The sequence below is a fragment of the Halorhabdus sp. BNX81 genome (genome assembly GCF_029229925.1).
In the GTDB taxonomy this organism is placed as follows: Archaea; Halobacteriota; Halobacteria; order Halobacteriales; family Haloarculaceae; genus Halorhabdus.
The window spans coordinates 1,102,108-1,116,955 of sequence record NZ_CP107254.1 but is presented as its reverse complement, the minus strand read 5'-3'; the positions used below and the strand labels follow the sequence as shown (position 1 = coordinate 1,116,955).

Below are 14,848 nucleotides of genomic sequence, written 5' to 3'. Positions count from 1 at the left end.
CGGACGCGGGCCACAAATGGATTGCCCACGACGGCCCGAGGCCGATCAGTCCGCCCAGTAGTCCTCGAACACCGCCAGCGCGTCGGCCTGGGCGTCCTGGCTGACCTCCAGCACGATCGGGCCGTCGAAGGACGAGTCGCGGATTGCTCTCACCGTCGCCGCCAGGTCGATCTCGCCGTCACCGAACGGAAGCCCGTCGTCCCGGCGCGTGCTGTCCGTGAGATGGATGAGTCCGATCTGGTCGGGATACGTCGAGAGCAGGGACTCGAGAGCGTCGTGATACTCGCGCTCTGCCGTGTAGAGGTGGGCCGTATCGAGCACCAGATCGTTCCCGCGGGCGAGGATCATCTCCTCTAGGTGCATGACGCTCGCGCCGGTGTTGTTCTCGTGGCCGTGGGCCGCATCGAAGCCGATCGCCTCCACGTCCGGCGCGAAGACGTGCATGACGTACTTCGAGTGGAGCACGAGGTAGGCATCGAGTTCGACCGCGAGGCGGTCTGTCAGTTCGTAGTACTCGTGTTCGTCCGGCGTGACGTGTGGCGTGTGAACCGAAGCAGCCGAGACGGCCGCGTCCTCGACAGTTCGGACCGTCTCCTCGAGCGCGTCGAGATGCTGGCGTTCGAGATAGAGTTCGACGGCGTCGAACCCCCGATCGGCGGCGGCCGCGAGCGCCGCTGGTTCAGGTGCGCACTTCCCGGCGACCGTCGGTCCGTCCGTGGCAGGTGACACGCCGACCGATTACGTCGGATGACCCTTTTCGGTATCGGTCTTTCTCAGCGCGCCCACTCGACCATCCGCCGATACCGGTCGTCGGTCGAGAGTGCCTCGGCATCGCCGATCAGCACGAGTGCACGCTTCGCCCGCGTCAGCGCGACGTTGATCCGCCGATAGTCCTCGAAGATCGGTCCCTCCAGGCTCCCTGTGGCGACGAAGGAGACGAGGACGACCTCCTTACTGGACCCCTGGAAGCGATCGACGGTGTCGACGGTCACCCCGTCGGGGACGCGCTGGCCGATCTCGGCGACCTGCGCGCGATACGGCGCAATCACGCCCACGTCTCCCGGATCGACGCCGGCATCGAGGTACGAGTCGACGGTCTCCGCCACGGCCGCAGCCTCGTCGGGATTGGTGTTCCCCACTGCCTGCCCGTCCGGATCGAGAAACGTGACCCGACCTCCGAGATGGTCGGGCAGTGCGGCCGGATCGACGCCATCGAGATCGGCGAGCGTCTGTCCGGCGATCTCGCCGCTGGCGGGCCGCAACTGCCCGTCGTAGAACTCCCAGGAGGAGTAGGCCTGGATTCGCTGGGCCATCCGGTATTGCCGATCGAGCAACACGCCGGCGTCGGGATGGGCGTCGATCAGGCGCTCGAACAGCGATTGGGAAAGGTCGGCGGTCGACTCCCGGTCGGCGATGTCGTCTTCCGCGCGGACGACCGGTGGGAGTTGCTGGTGGTCGCCGACGAGGACGAACCGCTCGGCGCGGGCGACCGCCGCCAGCGCACCGGGTTCGGTCAACTGTCCCGCCTCGTCGATGACAGCCACGTCGAAGTCCTGCTCGCGCATGATCCGCGAGCCGCAGGTCGCCGTCGTCGCCGCGACGACGGGTGCCTCGGTGAGTTCGGCCGCCCGCTCGTCGGGATCGCCCGCCGGATCGAGTCGGACGTGGGCGAGATCCTCGCGAACGCCGGTCTCGGTCCCCATCCGGACGACGCCCTCGACGCCCTGCTCCAGCAACGCCTCGACGGCGTTGTCGACCGCGCGGTTCGTGAAGGCAGAGAGGAGAACGCGCTCGCCGCGCTCGACCAGCGCGTCGACCAGCGTCGCGAGCGTGTAGGTCTTGCCGGTCCCCGGCGGGCCGTGGATCAGCGCGAAGTCCTCCGCGCCAACTGCCCGACTGACTGCCTGATCCTGGGCGGGGTTGTTCTCGATGAACGTCTCCGCGACGTCCTCGAACGCGGGCGCTTGGCCGCCGAACAGGACTGCTTTCTCGTCGGGTGACTGTTGCAACAGGGCGTCGTGGATCGCCGTCAGCATCCGGTCGGTCGAGAGTTCCGAGGGATAGACGTCGAGCCGGCGGAGCTCGACCGGTTCGTCGGCGGTGACGACGATTTCATCTGCTAGCCGTTGGACGCGGGCCAGTTCCGCCTCACCTTCGATCGGGTCACCGTCACTCGCCAGCACGACGTCACCTTCGCGGATCTTCGAGGTCGCGCCCGTCGCTTTGGCTCGCAGTTCCCAGCTGCCGTCGTCGAGTTCGCGTTGGCCGGTGGGTTCGAGGTCGATCAGCGCGCGGTCGTCCTCGGCCCGTTCCTCTTTGTCCTGGTCCCAGAGCTTGGCGTACTCACGGTGAGCGGCCCGGCGCTCGGCCTCGATCGCACGATAGTTCCGCTCGAAGTACTCGCGTTCGTCTTCCGGGATCGGGTTCCCGATCTGGCCGGCCTTTGACTCCTGATCCAGCCGGCCCGAGACGGCCATGCAGGTGTCCTGCTCGAAGCAGTACTCGCACTTTGCATCGGCCTCGTAGCCGGTCGGGACATCCATGCCGTGCTCCATCGCGGCGATTTCGTTTCTCGTCCGGAGGACGAACTCGAGCAGGCCCGACCCGATGGAGAACTCCTTGGCCGGCGAGAGGTCACCGCCCTCCTCATTGCGATCGACTGCAGCGTTCTTGGTATAGAGAAGCGTCCCGGTGTTGGGCGGTTCGTCGCCGTGTTCGCCCAGGATGAGGGCGTAGGCGGCGGCCTGGATCTTGTCCTGAAATCGTGGTTCACGGTTCGTGTTCTTGCCCGTCTTGAGTTCGACGGGCATCCCCCGCCGGACGGCGTCGGCCCGTCCCTTCAGCCCGTAGCGCTGGCTGATGAGCGTCTGTTCGGAGCGCCACTCGCCCTCGGTCGGACCGAAGGTGGTCTGGCCGCCGTCGGTCAGGTGGCCCTGCTGGAGCCAGCCTTCGATCGCGCTGGCGTGATCCAGGGCGTCCTGGCGGACCGTTTCGGCGTCCCGTCCCAGAAGGCCGAGTTCGAGGCCGACCTCGTCGACGCGTTCGGCGACGGCGTCCTCGACGTCCCGACCGCGAAGGAGATCGCCGAAGACCTCGTGGACGATGGTCCCTTTCACGACCGGGTAGGCCAGCGGCGTCCCCGAGAGCTTGTTCAGGTAGTACATCCGGGGACACTGCACCCACGACCGGACATCGGTCACGTCGACGATGAAGTCGGGTTCGACAACGACCATCGTGTCCTCGCCGGTCTGATAGGTGGTCTCGCCGCGATACTCGCGCTCCTCTGCGTCGAAGACGGCGATGTCCATCCCGGCTTCGAGGACGTCGGCCGTCTCGGTCCACTTACCCCACAGCGTGACCGTGACTGGCTCCGCGCGGCCGTCCTCGGGGCGGATCGTGACCTCGGCGAGGTCCCGCTCGCCGTAGTCCGTGCTGACGGTTTTCGTCTCGCCTACCTCGAGGACTGGCCCACGGAGATGCACATCGATTGACTGGGCTGGAGTGGGAAAAACGCTGTCGGTGGGCCGCGGCTCAAGACCGAGCCGATCGGCGGAGGACGTCACTTCCAGACGGTGTCACATCCAGCTTCACGGATGGCTCCGTCCGTCGTGATGATGGCTTCAGTGTCACTCGCTCGATGGCTCGCAACTACCAGCCCATCGTGGATACTGAATTCGTCTACTATCCGGGTGTACTCGCTCAACGCTCGTTCGTCAATCGGTGCGGTCGAGATCGGGCCGCTCCCCACCAGTGCCTCTCTCGTTTCCTCCGGCGTTCCTGTGAGCCTGACGCCTCGAACGTTCTTATCGTGGGCGACGGCGTAGAGAACTTCTACCAGGGCTGTGCTTGGGGCGTGGATGACTGTCTCACCGGCTTCGGCCTCAGCAAAGAGACGGTCGGCTCGCGCCGGGAGCGCGTCGACGAGATACACCAGCAACGAAACGGCATCAGCGGTGTAGGTCGCCATTTCAGGCGTCCTCGTAGTTTCGGTCGCGGCGATTGCGGAGACGCTGCTGTAGCTCCGTGGAGATCTCCGTGCGTTTTTCCTCGGAAGTCTCATCGGGGACGAGCAGCCCGCGGCCGGTTGTGCGGGTCCGCTTTTTGACGACGATGCCGTCGTCGGTGTCCAACCAGACGACCTCGTCGCCCGGTTCGAGATCGTACTTCTCACGGAGTTCCTTCGGGATCGTCGCCTGCCCCTTCTCCGTAACACGCGTGGCCTCGCTCATGAGTGGTAATACGCACCGTAATACCTTAGTTTTGCGGGGCGAGACGACGCAGACACACGGACTACGCGCACACTCACAATCCAGGGGATCATCGGCTCCACGACCGCAATCTACAGGACATGGCCGCCCGTCCCGGAGGATATGGCGAAAACTGTCGACGAACTCCGCAACGAGATCCGACTGGCAGTCGACCGCTTCGAGCGCCGGGGATCGGTCGGGTTCACCAAGGAGAGTCTCGCCGCGATCAGCGAGGCCGTCGGTGGGGACGTCGCTCCGGGACAGCTCCCATCCAAAGCCGAGATGCGCGAAGAAATCGCCCACCGAATCGACGGGCTCGACGACGACCGCGATCAGGAACGACCGTTCCGGAAGGCGGAGCTCGAAATCGTCGCCGCCGAATTGGACGAGGAGTAGCCCGAAACCGGCTGCCCGTCACTCGACGACGGTGAACGTCCCCGTCCGTTCGATCGTCTCGTCGACGTAGCCGTCGGTCACTTCGAGCGTGATCGTGTAGGTGCCGGGATCCCATTGCTCAGCGGGAGACAGCCGATCGGCGATATACAGCATCGATGGGTCTGTGTCCGCCGGGAATTCGTTGTTGACCGGGATCTCGTTTTCGGCCCAGACGCTTCCCGCAGGACCAGTAAGGGTCTCGAATATCGAGACGTTCGTCCGTATCGTGTCCTCGGTCTCCCGGTAGTGCATCCCGTGGATCTCGTAGTAGTACCAGACGGTCTCGGTCGGTCCGTACTCGGCGTCGGGCTGTGGCGTGTACTCGTCGTACCCTGTGGCTTCCCCATCAGTGAACACAAGCTCCGGAACCTCGAACTCGGTGGCCTGTTTCAGCGCGGGTTCGACGTCGAAGGTCGCCGTCTCGGAAGCCTCGTTGCCGGCGATCGTGTCCCGAACGTCGATCTCGACGCGGTGGGAACCCGGCTCGAACGCCATCGACGGCGAGAAGTTGAGTACCAGAAACACCTCGGAGAAGTCCGCCGATTCGACGACGGTTCGTTCGACCGTCCGAGTGATCGTGTCCAGTGCTTCCCCGTCCGGCGTGTAGATCGTCCAGTTCAGTTCGTAGGCGAACCGACGTTCACCCTCGCCAGCGGGTTCCGTTCCCACAGTGGACGGTTCGAGGTAGAGCCAGACGACATCGCCTGGTGCGTACGTGTCCGCGGGCTGTTCGGTGTACTGCCGGTAGCCTGTGGGCTGCTCCGTACAGAACCGGACGTGTTCGATTGCGAGTGACGAGGGCATTGTCGGTGTCGGTTCCGGAGTCGGCGTCGGTTCCGGGGTCGGTGTCGGAGTCCCTCCCGGTTCCGTCGTCGTATCCGTCGACGAAGCGGTGTCATCGCCACAACCCGCAAGTCCAGCCACTGCAGCCGCACTGAACCCCAGGACGGTTCGGCGCGTATACGATGCCATACTTACCTGTAAGTGTTTCCGGTACATACTAACTATGGCAATAGAACATTATGTTTGGGGACAAGCTTCACCCGGACGGAGAAGCGGAATGTGACATCTCGCTACTCCCGGTCGGCCTGACGCTGTAAGTCGGCCAACGCGTTCAGCGCCTGAATGGGCGTCATCTCAGCGACGGAAAGCGATCGGAGTTCGGCGACGACATCGTCTCGGTCGGGTTCCCCGAGCGTTTCACTTTCACGTTCCGTCGCGGTTCGATCGGGCTCTTGACCCGGTTCCCGGCCGTCGGGGGTACTGTCACCGAGCAGTTCTCGCGAGCGGTCGACGACCGGGTCCGGCACGCCGGCCACCCCGGCCACCTCGACACCGTAGGAGGCTGCTGCCGGCCCGGTGGCGATGTCGTAGGGGAACGACACCTCTTCGCCCGCCTGTTCGGTCCGGAAGTGGAAATTCCGTGCGCTATCCAGTGCTGCTGCCACGTCAGTCAATTCGTGGTGGTGAGTCGCGAACAGCGTCGTCGCGCCGACCTCGTCGTGGATGAACTCCGTCACTGCCTGGGCGATCGCCAGGCCGTCGGTCGTGCTGGTGCCACGGCCCACTTCGTCCAGCAGCACCAGTGATTCGTCGGTCGCTTGCGCCAGAATCGTCGCGAGTTCGCTCATCTCGACCATGAACGTCGAGCGCCCGCCGGCGATGTCGTCACTCGCGCCGACGCGGGTGAACACGCGGTCGACGATCCGCAGGTCGGCCGATTCGGCGGGCACGAAACTCCCAGCCTGGGCGAGGATCGCGATCAGCGCGACCTGGCGCATGTACGTCGACTTGCCACTCATGTTGGGCCCCGTGATCACCGCGAGGAAGGCGTCATCATCGAGATCCGTGTCGTTCGGGACGAATGCGTCCTCGGTGCGCTCGACGACTGGATGGCGGCCTCCGTCAATGGCAATGCCATCCCCGTCGACCGAGGGACAGCAGTAATCGCGTTCGGCTGCGACGGTGGCAAAGCCGACCAAGACATCGAGAGTCGCCACGGCGTCGGCGACCGCCTGGACGCGCTCGGACTCGGCGGCGACGTCGTCTCGCACTGCGACAAACAGATCGTACTCCAGATCGTCGGCCCGCCCCGCCGCCCGGAGAATCTCGTCCTCGTGCTCCTTGAGTTCGGGCGTGTAGTAGCGCTCGGCGTTCTTCAGCGTCTGTCGGCGCTGGTAATCCCCGGGGACCCGATCGAGGTTCGCGTCGGTCACTTCGATGTAGTAGCCGTGGACGGCGTTGTGGCCGACCTTCAACGAGTCGATGCCGGTCCGCTCGCGTTCGCTTTCCTCCAAGTCGGTGATCCACTCCTTGCCCTCCCGTTCGGTCGCGCGCAACTCGTCGAGTCGGTCGTCGTAGCTCTCACTGATGATCCCACCCTCGGTGATTTCGGTCGGTGGGTCCGCCGCGATCGCGTCGTCGATCAACCCGCGGACGTCGTCCATCTCGTCGAGACGGTCTCGAAGGTCGGTCAACAGCGGGGCATCGATGCCGTCCAACGCCGCTTTGATCTCCGGGATCACGTCGAGTGTGTCTTTCAACGAGCGGAGGTCACGGGCGTCGGCTCGCGAGCGGGAAACGCGTGAGATGAGTCGCTCGAGGTCGTAGACGTCGGATAGTAGCTCGTGGAGCCGTTCGCGGGTTTGGAGCTCCGAGACGAGCGCGCCCACGGCCGCGTGTCTCGCCTCGATCCGGTCGCGGTCGATGAGCGGACGGCGAAGCCATTCGGTCAGCCGACGACGGCCGAGCGCAGAAGCCGTCTCGTCGATCACGTCCACGAGCGTCAGGTCCGCGCCGCCGGTGACACTCCGGCGTTCGAAGATCTCTAGGCTTTCGAGCGCCACCGCGTCGAGTACCATGTACGCCCGCGGATCGTATCGTGTGAGGTGGTTGAGGTAGTCCAGCCGACCGGCTTCACCCCCGCGGGCGTACTCGGCGTAGGCCAGCAACGCGCCACAGGCCCGGACCTCGGCATCGGTCGCGAGGAGCCGATCAGGCGTCCCGAAGTACTCGCCGACGCGCTCGGCTGCCCGGTCAGTGGCGAAGTACGTCCCCTCGACGGGACTGACGGTACACGCCCCATCGAAGAGGTTCGGGACGTCGGGGCCGAGGATTCCCTCAGCGGGCGAGAATCGACCGAGTTCGTCCCTGACCGTCTCCCGGTCGTCGGTGCTGGTCGCGTAGAAGTCCCCCGTCGAAACGTCGAGGACGGCCACACCAAATCGACCATCGTCAGCGGCCAGCGCGGCGACGTAATTGTTCTCGGCACCACCGAGCAGTTCGTCCTCGGTGAGTGTCCCTGGCGTGATGATCCGCGTGACTGCGCGCTCGACGACGCCACTGACCTCGTCGGGGTCCTCGACCTGGTCGGCGATCGCCACGCGGTAGCCCGCGTCCAGTAACTGCTCGATATAGGATTCGGCATTGTCGATCGGCACACCCGTCATCGCGTAGGTGCCGGTCGAATCCTCGCGTTCGGTCAGCGTCACCTCACAGATCCGGGCCAGTACCTCGGCGGCCTCGCAGAATGCCTTGTAGAAGTCACCCGACTGAAACAGCACCAGGGCGTCGTCGTAGCGCTCGGTCAACTCGACGTACTGGCGCAACATCGGCGTGAGATCCTCGCGCCGGTCGGTCATCTTCGCCGGCGGTCCCAGGGCCGCGTCCATGCCAGAGTGGGTGTGGGCCGGCGGACAAATACCCGTTGGTCGTCGGCTGGCGGGGATCCGCTGGCGCCTCGCTGTCTTGTCCTAACCAGACAATATCGAGTGGTCTTTGAACCTCCAGACCCGAACGTAGACAATGACCACCACCAGCCAGTATGACGCCACAGACCCGCCCGAGCGGCCGGTCGCACTCGACGACGGTGCCGATCTCGACGCCCTGATCGAAACGTACGATACCGTTCTCGTCGAATTCTACACCGACGGTTGTGGGGTCTGTGCGTCAATGGAGCCGATCCTGGGGATCGTCGCCCACGAGAGCGACGCCGTGGTCGGGACGATCAACCCGCGCGACGATCCGCCGCTGGTCGAACGCTTCGACGTGCGCAGCGTCCCACTGTTGGTCGTGTTCCGGAACGGCGAACCAGTCGAGCGCGTCGCCGACGGCTTCCAGCCAGCCGAGGATGTCGTGGCGCTGCTCGAAAGCGCGAGATAAGCATCGGTTCATCGAATCAGAGCGGTGTTTCAGCGGGCACTGGTGGATGTCATTGTCGAGCCATACAGGGATAAGAAATCCTTGACCTACCAGGCTTAACAGATATGCTCGACTGGAAAGAAATTCAAATATTCTATGCGAAAACAGGAGCTCGTTCACCTGCATGGCCTCCTCGCGGAGGTACGCCGGTACTGTGAGCAGGACGGCCACCGTCAGATCGATCTCTCGAAATACGAGTCGCTGGACACGGACGAGGCCTCAATCCACCAGGGTAGAGACCAACATCGCTCGGCGGTTTTTGCACTGGCCGAAGCACTCACTGAGGAATTCGAAGACACACAGACAGTCGTGATGGCGACTGAGTGATCCCGGTCACTTCAGCCGGTGCAACACAAGGATCGAGGCACCGGAGACGAGCGTGATCGCAACGACGTGGCCGACGACCGCAGCCACAAGGATCGGATGGCCCACAACGAACGGGACCAGCGAGAGTTGGATCCAGGCGAAGCCGATCGTGATCGCGTCGATCCGTCGGAGTTCGTCGACCGTTTCCCGGTCAAGCGCTTCGGACAACCACAGACTCCGCCAGAGCCCGATCAGGCTCGCCCACCAGCCGGTGCCGATGCGATAGCACACGTCCCAGAGAACCACGAGCGTGAAAAACACCGCTGGTGCCGGGAGCGGCTCACCGAGCAAGCCGGTGAGTACCGTCTCCCCGCCCGATCCGGGATCGAGCACGAACAGATACGTGACGAGGGCGAAGAAGGCGACCAACCCGAGGACGATCTCGATCCCGGTACCGAACAGTGTGTGCGTGTATTGTTCGGGAACGTCGAGCCGGCGCGTCCGCCGCCCGATAGTCAGCATGAAGACACTCCCGGCCGAGGCGACGACCACGGCCACTGTCCCGGCCGGCAGACTGCCCCAGCGCCCGTACCCAGCCGCCAGCGCCACCACGCCGGCCTCGAAAATCACGAGCTGGAGCACCAGCGCAGCACCCCTGGAGAGTGAAACACCGGGGATCGATCCGACGATGCTCTCGTACACCCACCGCTGGTTGCTCCGGGGATCACTCACGTCCCGGCCGTCCGGTTGCCGGGGCGTCATTCGCCGGACTCACTGGCGAACGCCCGCCGGACGGCGTCCTCGAAGGAGGTTTTGTCGAGAGTGATAATCTCCTCGATGCTGGCATCGGTGACGACGACGGGGTTTTTCAGTCCCAGGATGAGTGGCCGGGAGATCGCCTTCGGGACGTCAGTGACGAACTCCACCCAATAGGAGGACAGTCGCGGCGTCAAAACGGGTACCGGGACGATGTACCGGCGCTTGCCGAGGATCTCCGCGGTCTTTTCGAGCATGTCCCGGTAGGTCAATATCTCGGGGCCACCGATCTCGTAGGTGTTGCCCGCCGTTTCGGGCCGTTCGAGCACGCCAACCAGGTACGCGACCACGTCGTCGATTGCGATGGGTTGGCACTCGGTGTGGAGCCACCGGGGTGCGATCATCACCGGCAATCGGTCGACGAGTTGGCGCACCATCCGGAAGCTCGCACTGCCGTCACCGACGATGATCGCCGCTCGCAGCGTCGTGAGGTCGAAATCACCGCTGTCGAGGACAGCCTCGACTTCCTGGCGTGACTTGAGATGTTCCGAGAGTTCGTCGCCGGCCTCGCCGAGTCCGCCGAGATAGATAGTACGGGCGATGTCGGCTCCGTCGGCGGCCTCGACGAAGTTTTCCGCGGCCCGCCGATCACGGTCCGCAAAGGAAGTGCCGGTCTCCAGTGAGTGAACGAGGTAGTAGGCAGCGTCGATCCCATCGGGCAGCGACAGCGACTCGGGTTCGAGCAGATCACCCTCGACGACGTCGACGCCGTCGGGAGGAGCGTACGCACTCGCGTCTCGCGTCATCGCGACGACATCGTGGCCCGCCTCACGGAGCGCAGGGACGAGTGAGCTACCGACGAATCCAGTCGCTCCGGTGACCAGTACGCGCATAGATGAGTTCGGGGCCGACAGTGGATAAGTTGTCGGGCGACGCGACCAGTTCACTTGCGGGGGCGCTGGGACTGGTGGCTGATCCGCTCGGCGACGATCGACGGCACGGTCGTCTGACAACGGGTACACTTCCAGGCCGGTGCCGTTGTGCCCTCATTCCGTGTGAGGTCTTTTTCGTTGTCCAGTGTCGCCCCGCAGCCGTCACAGATATGGGTAGTTCGTGTCACGCAGCCCTCAACAGCGACTGCGGGCGGCAGCTACTTGATGGCTTCTCCGGTCGGGACACTGGACGGGAACGGTACAGCGGTGGGGAAACCCCTCCGGCCCGGTCGATCAACCTCCGAATCTTTATCCCCGCCTGTCAACAAACCCGGACCAGATCATCATGGCGAACCAAGCAGTCAAGGGAAAAGTTGCGATCATCGGGGCCGGCGACGTCGGTGCGACGACCGCCTATGCACTCATGATGAGTGGGTCAGTCTCCGAGATCGCACTCGTCGATATCGACCACGAAAAGGCCGAAGGCGAAGCCATGGACTTGCGTCACGGCGCTGCCTTCGTCAAGCCGGTCAACATCTACGCCGGTGATTACGAGGATGCACACGATGCAGACGTCGTCATCATCGCGGCCGGCGCGAGTCAGAAGCCGGGCGAGACCCGGCTCGAACTGCTCGAACGGAACGTCGACATCTTCCACGACATGGTGCCCCGCATCACCGACGGGCTCGCCGATGACGCCGTCGTTCTCGTGGTCGCCAACCCCGTCGACGTGCTTTCGTATGTCACCTGGAAGATTTCTGATCTCCCCCGACACCGAGTCATCGGAACCGGGACGGTACTGGACACCTCCCGGTTCCGGAACGTCCTCAGCAAGAACTGCAACGTCGACGCCCGGAACATCCACGCCTACGTTATCGGCGAACACGGCGATAGCGAGGTGCTCGTCTGGAGTGCGACCCACATGGCCGGCGTTAAATTCGACGACTACTGTCCCGTCTGTGAGCAGGACTGTGACCTCAACAACCGGGACCTGATCGCCGAGGAAGTGCAGGGTGCGGCCTACGAGATCATCGAACGCAAAGGGGCAACGTACTACGCGATCGGACTGGCGACGACCGAGATCGTCGAGAGTATCATCCGTGACGAGAACTCGATCCTGACAGTGTCGACACTGATGGACGGCCAGTACGGCCTCGAAGACGTCTACCTGAGTCTCCCCGCCGTCGTCAATCGCGGCGGTATCCGACGGGTCGTCGACCTCGACCTCAACGACCACGAGCGCGAACAGTTCATCGAGTCCGGCGAACTACTCAGCGAAGAGATCGCCAAACTCGACATCTGATTGTCGATCCGCCCCCGCTCGTTTGTCGCCGCCAGTCAACGGAGATCGAGCACATTGTGGGTCCGATGCACCGTCACAGCAGCGCGCACCCTGTCCTTTTCAGGGCTGTCCCCTATCCCCCTGTATGTACACACCGATGCTGTCCCCAATGAGTCTCGGGGGGCTGGTGGCAATGGTCGACGTATCCCGGGGGATGATCACTGGCGTCGGAGCGCTTGCCGTCGTGATCCTCGTGGTGTTCTCGGCGTTTTTCGCGTCCTCGGAGATCGCCATCTTCTCGCTGGCCGACCACCGGATCGCGACGCTGGTCGAGGACGAGGTTCGCGGCGCGAAGACGCTATCCGTTTTGAAATCCGATCCGCGTCGGTTGCTGGTGACGATTCTCGTCGGGAACAACATCGCCAACATCGGGATGTCCGCCATCACGACTGGATTGCTGGGACTGTACGTCGATCCCGGTCAGTCGGTGTTGATCGCCACGTTCGGCGTGACGTCGATCGTGTTGCTGTTTGGCGAGAGCGCGCCCAAATCCTACGCCGTCGACCACAGCGAATCGTGGGCACTGCGGATCGCCCGTCCACTGCGCCGCTTACAGCAACTGATGTACCCGCTCGTGGCGGTCTTCGACGTGCTCACGGACGGCGTCAACCGACTCATGGGGAGCAAAGAGGACTTCGAGCGGGCGTACGTCACGCGATCGGAAGTCCGGGAAGTGGTTACGGCCGGGCAACGGGCGGGCGTGTTCACTGAAGCCGAACACCGGATGCTCCAGCGGCTGCTTCGCTTTCACAATCGGATCGTCAAGGAAACGATGGTTCCACGGCTGGATGTCGTCGCTATCGACGCCGAGACGGACGTCGAAACGGCGATCGAGACGTGTCTGGAGAGCGAGTTCAACGAGCTTCCGGTGTACGAGGGTGTCCTCGATACGGTCGTCGGGACCGTTCACGTTCGGGATCTGGTCGACGCGCGATTCAATCGCGAGGATTCGTCAGTTCGCTCCGTTGCCAGCGAGCCGCTCGTCGTCCCGGAGACCAAAGACGTCGACGAACTGTTGACGGAGTTGCGCGAGCGACGGGGCCGGATGGCGATCGTCGTCGACGAGTACGGAACGACGTCGGGGATCGTGACCATCGAGGACATCATCGAGGAGATCATCGGGGAAGTACTGGCGGAGAGCGAAACGGCCCCGGTCCGCTGGCTCGACGACGAGACAGCGATCGTCCGAGGCGAACTCAACATCCACGAAGCGAACGAAGCACTCGGCACTGATCTCCCCGAAACCGGGACGTTCGAATCAGTCGCGGGGCTGATCATGAGTCAGACCGGGCGTCTCGTCGACGAGGGTGATCAGGTGACCTACGGCGGGGTCGACCTGACCGCCGAAACGGTGGCGAACAACCGCCTCCTGGAAGTCCGGGTCGATCTGTCGAACCACGGGAGAAACGAAATCGAACCTGGAGACACCTGAGAGTCACGAATCGCCAGCGGACAGATGTTTGTGGCAGTGTGACACGGTCGTTTTTCAGACCACCACGTCTATCTCGCGACCACAGTCACACGTGCCGTCGAGATTTACCTCGACGCTCGCCCGGAACCCGTTGCGCCTGATCCACGTTGTCCCACAATCGGGACAGCGGGTGTCGTTGTCGGCGTGGCCGGGAACGTTGCCGACGTAGACGAATTCCAGGCCCACCTCGCGGGCGATCTCCGCCGCGCGTTCGAGCGTCTCGACCGGCGTCGCGGGCCGATCGCGCATCTCGTGATCCGGATGGAAGCGGGTGAAGTGGATCGGAACCGACTGATCGAGTTCGTCCCGCACCCACTCGGCGAACTCGCGGATCTCCCCGGGCTCGTCGTTGAGGTCCGGAATGGTGAGATAGGTGATCTCGACGTGGATACCGGCGTCGTGTGCCAGCTCCGCCCCCCTGAGAGTGGGCTCCAGCTTCGCGCCCATGTGCTTGACGTGCGGGCGATCCCGGAACCCCTTGACGTCGACGTTGGCTGCATCGAGATACGGACCCACTTCGTCGATGAACTCCTCGGTGAAGTAGCCGTTTGTGACGATCACCGTGTAGCGGCCGTCCGCTTTCGCCAGTTTGGCTCCATCCCTGACGTACTCGGCGTAGATCGTCGGCTCGTTGTACGTCCAGGCGACGCCCTCACAGTCCTGTGTTCGTGCACTCTCGACCGCCTCCTCAGGGGAGACCTCCCGCAGTTCGAGATCCTCAGGGCCGGCAAAGGATATGTGGTTGTTCTGACAGAACTCACAGGCGAAGTTACAGGAGACGCCGCCGAAGCTCAGCACGCGACTCGTCGGGTGGAAGTGATAGAGCGGTTTCTTCTCGATCGGATCGGCCGTCCCCGGCGGACCGGTCGGTCGGTCGAACACCTGTCCATAGGTCAGCAGGCGCAACTCGCTGTCGACGTTCTTTCGCACGTCACAGATACCGGCCTGGCCGGGCGAGAGCGTACACCGGTGGGCACAGGCCGTACACTGCAGGCCGTCGTCGGTTTCGACGACCAGCTCGGCAGGGACGCCCGCCGCGTCGTCGAACGTGGACATGTCCGATCATAGGGACCTGATGATCAAAAGCCTGCCCCGCAGAAAGTAGTCCCAGGTCGACAGGTGAACCCCGCCGATCGGGACAGTCGGCGTCAACTCCGCG

14 protein-coding genes are annotated in these 14,848 nt (G+C 63.9%); 5 read left to right on the top strand and 9 right to left on the bottom strand.

The annotated features are described in order from the left end of the window. Positions 1-45: 45 nt before the first annotated feature. The 4 genes from HBNXHr_RS05580 to HBNXHr_RS05565 form a co-directional block, all read right to left on the bottom strand. Entirely contained in the window at positions 46-729 is a 684-nt protein-coding gene (locus HBNXHr_RS05580) for a TIM barrel protein (protein WP_275883478.1), read from the bottom strand. A gap of 44 nt (positions 730-773) precedes the next feature. Then, positions 774-3,482: an AAA domain-containing protein gene (locus HBNXHr_RS05575; RefSeq protein ID WP_275883477.1), complete on the bottom strand. Its 2,709-nt coding sequence runs from the start codon at positions 3,480-3,482 to the stop codon at positions 774-776. Between the two features lie 77 nt (positions 3,483-3,559). Next, entirely contained in the window at positions 3,560-3,967 is a 408-nt protein-coding gene (locus HBNXHr_RS05570; protein ID WP_275883476.1) for a hypothetical protein, read from the bottom strand. A 1-nt stretch (position 3,968) separates the two neighbouring features. Next, the gene (locus HBNXHr_RS05565; RefSeq protein ID WP_275883475.1) at positions 3,969-4,229 is read right to left on the bottom strand and encodes an AbrB/MazE/SpoVT family DNA-binding domain-containing protein; all 261 of its coding nucleotides are present in this window, start codon (positions 4,227-4,229) and stop codon (positions 3,969-3,971) included. A 141-nt stretch (positions 4,230-4,370) separates the two neighbouring features. Here HBNXHr_RS05565 and HBNXHr_RS05560 point away from each other — a divergent pair, with 141 nt between their 5' ends. Next, positions 4,371-4,643 carry a hypothetical protein gene (locus HBNXHr_RS05560; protein ID WP_275883474.1) on the top strand — a complete coding sequence of 91 codons (273 nt, stop codon included), beginning with the start codon at positions 4,371-4,373 and terminating at the stop codon, positions 4,641-4,643. An 18-nt stretch (positions 4,644-4,661) separates the two neighbouring features. On the opposite strand, the gene HBNXHr_RS05555 is transcribed toward HBNXHr_RS05560, so the two are convergent. Next, positions 4,662-5,486, bottom strand: a complete 825-nt coding sequence (locus tag HBNXHr_RS05555) for a hypothetical protein (RefSeq protein ID WP_275883473.1) — start codon at positions 5,484-5,486, stop codon at positions 4,662-4,664. 269 nt (positions 5,487-5,755) lie between these two features. Continuing rightward, entirely contained in the window at positions 5,756-8,353 is a 2,598-nt protein-coding gene (gene mutS / locus HBNXHr_RS05550; RefSeq protein WP_275883472.1) for a DNA mismatch repair protein MutS, read from the bottom strand. A 133-nt stretch (positions 8,354-8,486) separates the two neighbouring features. Between mutS and HBNXHr_RS05545 the strand changes: the two genes are divergently transcribed. Together HBNXHr_RS05545 and HBNXHr_RS05540 are read left to right on the top strand one after the other, a co-directional pair. Continuing rightward, on the top strand, positions 8,487-8,843 hold the full coding sequence (locus HBNXHr_RS05545; protein WP_275883471.1) for a thioredoxin family protein: 357 nt from the start codon (positions 8,487-8,489) through the stop codon (positions 8,841-8,843). A gap of 135 nt (positions 8,844-8,978) precedes the next feature. Continuing rightward, positions 8,979-9,209, top strand: coding sequence for a UPF0058 family protein (locus HBNXHr_RS05540; protein WP_275883470.1), 231 nt, complete (start codon positions 8,979-8,981; stop codon positions 9,207-9,209). A 6-nt stretch (positions 9,210-9,215) separates the two neighbouring features. Here HBNXHr_RS05540 and HBNXHr_RS05535 read toward each other — a convergent pair whose 3' ends face one another. Further along, positions 9,216-9,950, bottom strand: coding sequence for a hypothetical protein (locus HBNXHr_RS05535; protein WP_275883469.1), 735 nt, complete (start codon positions 9,948-9,950; stop codon positions 9,216-9,218). Next, positions 9,947-10,837: an NAD(P)H-binding protein gene (locus tag HBNXHr_RS05530; protein ID WP_275883468.1), complete on the bottom strand. Its 891-nt coding sequence runs from the start codon at positions 10,835-10,837 to the stop codon at positions 9,947-9,949. The genes HBNXHr_RS05535 and HBNXHr_RS05530 overlap by 4 nt, the downstream gene beginning before the upstream one ends. A gap of 385 nt (positions 10,838-11,222) precedes the next feature. Between HBNXHr_RS05530 and HBNXHr_RS05525 the strand changes: the two genes are divergently transcribed. After that, positions 11,223-12,179: an L-lactate dehydrogenase gene (locus HBNXHr_RS05525; protein ID WP_275740224.1), complete on the top strand. Its 957-nt coding sequence runs from the start codon at positions 11,223-11,225 to the stop codon at positions 12,177-12,179. Positions 12,180-12,327: 148 nt separating this feature from the next. Further along, complete coding sequence (locus HBNXHr_RS05520) at positions 12,328-13,650, top strand: hemolysin family protein (RefSeq protein ID WP_275883467.1); 1,323 nt, start codon at positions 12,328-12,330, stop codon at positions 13,648-13,650. A 54-nt stretch (positions 13,651-13,704) separates the two neighbouring features. Here HBNXHr_RS05520 and amrS read toward each other — a convergent pair whose 3' ends face one another. After that, positions 13,705-14,745, bottom strand: a complete 1,041-nt coding sequence (amrS, locus tag HBNXHr_RS05515; protein WP_275883466.1) for an AmmeMemoRadiSam system radical SAM enzyme — start codon at positions 14,743-14,745, stop codon at positions 13,705-13,707. Between the last annotated feature and the right edge of the window lie 103 nt (positions 14,746-14,848).